Source organism: Tabrizicola sp., assembly GCF_041911175.1.
In the GTDB taxonomy this organism is placed as follows: Bacteria; Pseudomonadota; Alphaproteobacteria; order Rhodobacterales; family Rhodobacteraceae; genus Tabrizicola.
Map to the genome: position 1 here is coordinate 1 of NZ_JAYRPN010000108.1, position 3,593 is coordinate 3,593.

The window sequence follows — 3,593 nt, forward strand, 5'->3', positions numbered from 1 at the left end:
CGCCGACCTGACCGGCGTCGCCACCCAGGATATCGTCATGGCGCGCTGTGTCCTTTCCCGCGCCAGGGGTGCCAAATGACCGACTTGACCCTCGCCTCTGCCGCCCGCTCGGTTCAGGCCCGCCGCCGCATCCGGGACCATGTCTACCAGACGCCGCTGCTGCCTGCCCGACAGGACGGCCTGTGGTTCAAGGCCGAGAATTTCCAGCTGACCGGATCGTTCAAGATCCGCGGTGCGGCTGCGGTGATGACGGCATCGGCAAGCGACCAGCCGCTGATCACCGCCTCCTCGGGAAACCACGGCATCGGCGCGGCGCGGGCGGCGCAATCGCTGGGCCGGAAGCTGACGGTGGTGCTTCCCGAAACCGTGGTGCCCGAGAAACTGGCGAAGATCCGGGCCTATGGTGTCGAGGTGGTGCTGCACGGGGCCGAGACCGGGCTGGCCGAGCAGCACGCCCAGGCGCTGTCGCGGCAGACCGGGGCACGCTACGTCTCGCCCTACAACGATGCCGAGGTGACCGCCGGTCAGGGCACCATCGGGCTGGAGCTGCTGGAACAGGTCGGGCAGATCGACAACCTGGTGATCGCGATGGGCGGAGGCGGGTTGATCAGCGGTATCGGGGCGGTGATCAAGGCCTTCTCACCCGCGACCCGGATCATCGGGGCAGCGGCCGAAGCGTCGCAGGCGCTGGCGTTGTCGATGAAGGCGGGGCAGGTGGTGGACTGCGATCACCGCGACACGCTCGCCGATGCGGTGGCGGGCGGGATCGACGCGGACACGCTGACCCTGCCCTTGGCGCAGGCCGTGGTGGACGAGGTCGTGCCCTGTTCGGAAGCGGAAATCCTGTCGGCGCTGCGCAGCCTGGCGCAGGAGGAGAACCTGCTGGTCGAAGGTGCGGCGGCGCTGGCGCTGGCGGCGTTCCGCAAGCTGGGGGTGGCGACGAAGGGCGCGACCAACGTCGTCCTTTTGTGCGGCGGGAACTTCGACGGGCCCAGGGTTCGGGCGCTGGCGCTGGGGTAGTCGGCGGCATCGGGCGTCGCAAAACGGTGAACCCGGCGTCACCTGGGGGTTACGCAGTGTGACCAGCATGGCGCGGTTCATTTCCAGAAGGACCCGCGATGACGATCCAACGCCTTTGCCTGACGACCTCGCTCGTCCTGGCCTCTGCCCCCATCCTGACCCCGACTGCTGCAAGGGCCGAGATGGTCTTCGACCGCATCTCCGCCTTCGCCACGCCCGACAACATGGCCGAGGGCGAAGACCGCAGCCGGGCATCCTCGGCCGAGATCATCACCGCGACCGAGGACGGCAACACGCTGATCTATTCCGACAGCCCGCTTGGCGTGCTGGGCTTCGTCGACATCACCGATGCCCGCGCCCCGAAGCCGCTGGGCAATGTCGCGATGGGCGGCGAGCCGACGACGACGGTCGTCATCGGCAAGATGGCCTTCGCCGGGGTGAACACGTCGGAAAGCAAGGCCAATCCCTCGGGCAAGCTGGTGACGGTGGATGTGGCCGCGCGCAAGGTCGTGGCGGAATGCGATCTGGGCGGCCAGCCGGATTCGGTCGCGCGGTCCGCCGACGGCAGCTTTCTGGCGGTGGCGATCGAGAACGAGCGCGACGAAGAGGTCGATGACGGCGACCTGCCGCAGGCCCCGGCGGGCTGGCTGGTGCGGCTGCCCGTCAAGGACGGTGCGGTGGATTGCGCCGCTGCCCAAAGGATCGACCTGACGGGTCTTGCCGAGGTCGCGGGCGAGGACCCGGAGCCCGAGTTCGTGGCGATCGGCCCTGCGGGCGAAATCGCGCTGACCCTGCAGGAGAACAACCACATCGTCGTCGTCGGTGCCGACGGCAAGGTGTCCGGCTTCTCGGCGGGCAGCGTGACGCTGGAGGGCATCGACACCAGGAAGGACGGGCGGCTGGATTTCTCGGGCAAGGCCGAGGATGTCGCGCGCGAGCCCGATGGCATCGCCTGGATCGACGCCGACCATTTCGTGACCGCGAACGAGGGCGACTGGAAGGGCGGTTCGCGCAGCTTCACCATCTGGAAGAAGGATGGCACCGTGGTCTACGAGGCGGGCGCCTCGCTGGAGCGGGCGATGGCGGCGATGGGCCATTACCCGGACAAGCGCAACAAGAAGGGCGTCGAGCTGGAATCGGTCGCGGTCGCCGAGTTCGGCGGCCAGAAGCTGATGTTCGTGGTCTCCGAACGCGCATCGCTGGTGGCGGTCTACGACCTTGCCGATTTGACCCAGCCGAAGCTTCTGCAGATCCTGCCCTCGGGGATCAGCCCGGAAGGCCTGGTCGCCATCCCGGAGCGCAACCTGCTGGCCACCGCGAACGAGGTCGACCTGCGGGCCGAGGGTGGCCCGGCGGCGCATGTCATGCTCTACGAACGCGCCGAGGGCACGCCGGCCTATCCGACCATCGTGGCGGACGGCAACATCGGCTTCGCAGCCCTCTCGGCGCTTTGGGCCTCGGACCGGCCGGGGATGCTGTATGCCGCCTCGGACAGCTTCCTGTCGGGTGCGCCGACGATCTACACGGTCGATGCGACGGCCAGGCCCGCCAGGATCACCGCCGCCATGACGGTGACGCGGGGCGGCAACCCGGCGCAGCTGATGGACATCGAAGGGTTGACCGGCGACGGCGAGGGCGGCTTCTGGCTGGCCAACGAGGGCCGGACCGACAAGATGATCCCGCATGGGCTGGTGCATGTCGACGCCGACGGCGCGGTCCTGGAAGAGATCGGCCTGCCGCCGGAACTGTCCGCCCACGAGATCCGCTACGGGTTCGAGGGCATCGCCAAGGTCGGCGACGTGCTGTGGATGGCGGTGCAGCGGCCCTGGACCGACGATCCCGAGGGCATGGTCAAGCTGGTGGCCTACGACCTGAAGGAAAAGACCTGGGGCGCCGTGCGATACCCGCTGGAGGCCGCGCCGGAAGGCGGCTGGGTGGGCCTGTCCGAACTCACCGTCTACGGCGACCACGCCTGGCTGATCGAGCGCGACAACCTTCCGGGTGCCGCCGCGAAGGTCAAGCTTCTGACCCGCGTGGCGCTGGCCGACCTGAAGCCCGCCGCATTGGGCGGCGATCTTCCGGTGGTGAAGAAGGAAATCGTCCGCGACCTGATCCCCGACCTGCAGACCGGCCACGGCTATGTGCTGGACAAGGTCGAGGGCTTCGCCATCGACGCTGCGGGCACGGGCTATGTCGTGACCGACAACGACGGTGTCGACAATTCTTCGGGCGAGACCCTGTTCTGGTCGGTCGGCGCGCTGAAGTAGGACCTATACCGCCGCGCCCCATGCCTGGGACAGACCGACCGAGGCCATGCGCTGCACCGCCTCGGCCACCGGAATCCGGCGGTAGGTTTCGGTGGCGAGACCTTCGGTCGTGCGCAGCGACTGGCGGCGCGTCAGCGCCTGCTCGCGGTCAGCCGCGGCGATGTCCTTGTCGCAGGCCTCCAGCCAGCGGGCGTAGTCGTCATCGGCTTCCTTGATCGGGATCCCGGCCGAGTTCACCGCCCCCGGCGCACGGCGCTGGCTGACGAGGTCGGCCACCGGGCGCAGCGCCTGGGTCGGGTTGAACTC

The 3,593-nt window shown here is 68.8% G+C and carries 3 protein-coding genes; 2 read left to right on the forward strand and 1 reads right to left on the reverse strand.

Annotation, left to right across the window (positions count from 1 at the left end):
- The first annotated feature begins 75 nt into the window (after positions 1-75).
- Together ACE3P6_RS15070 and ACE3P6_RS15075 are read left to right on the forward strand one after the other, a co-directional pair.
- A complete protein-coding gene (locus tag ACE3P6_RS15070; RefSeq protein WP_374396543.1) occupies positions 76-1,020 on the forward strand; it encodes a threonine/serine dehydratase in 945 nt (314 codons plus the stop codon).
- Positions 1,021-1,118: 98 nt separating this feature from the next.
- On the forward strand, positions 1,119-3,287 hold the full coding sequence (locus ACE3P6_RS15075) for an esterase-like activity of phytase family protein (protein ID WP_374396546.1): 2,169 nt from the start codon (positions 1,119-1,121) through the stop codon (positions 3,285-3,287).
- 3 nt (positions 3,288-3,290) lie between these two features.
- On the opposite strand, the gene ACE3P6_RS15080 is transcribed toward ACE3P6_RS15075, so the two are convergent.
- On the reverse strand, positions 3,291-3,593 hold a 303-nt coding region (locus ACE3P6_RS15080; RefSeq protein WP_374396548.1), incomplete at its 5' end, for a hypothetical protein.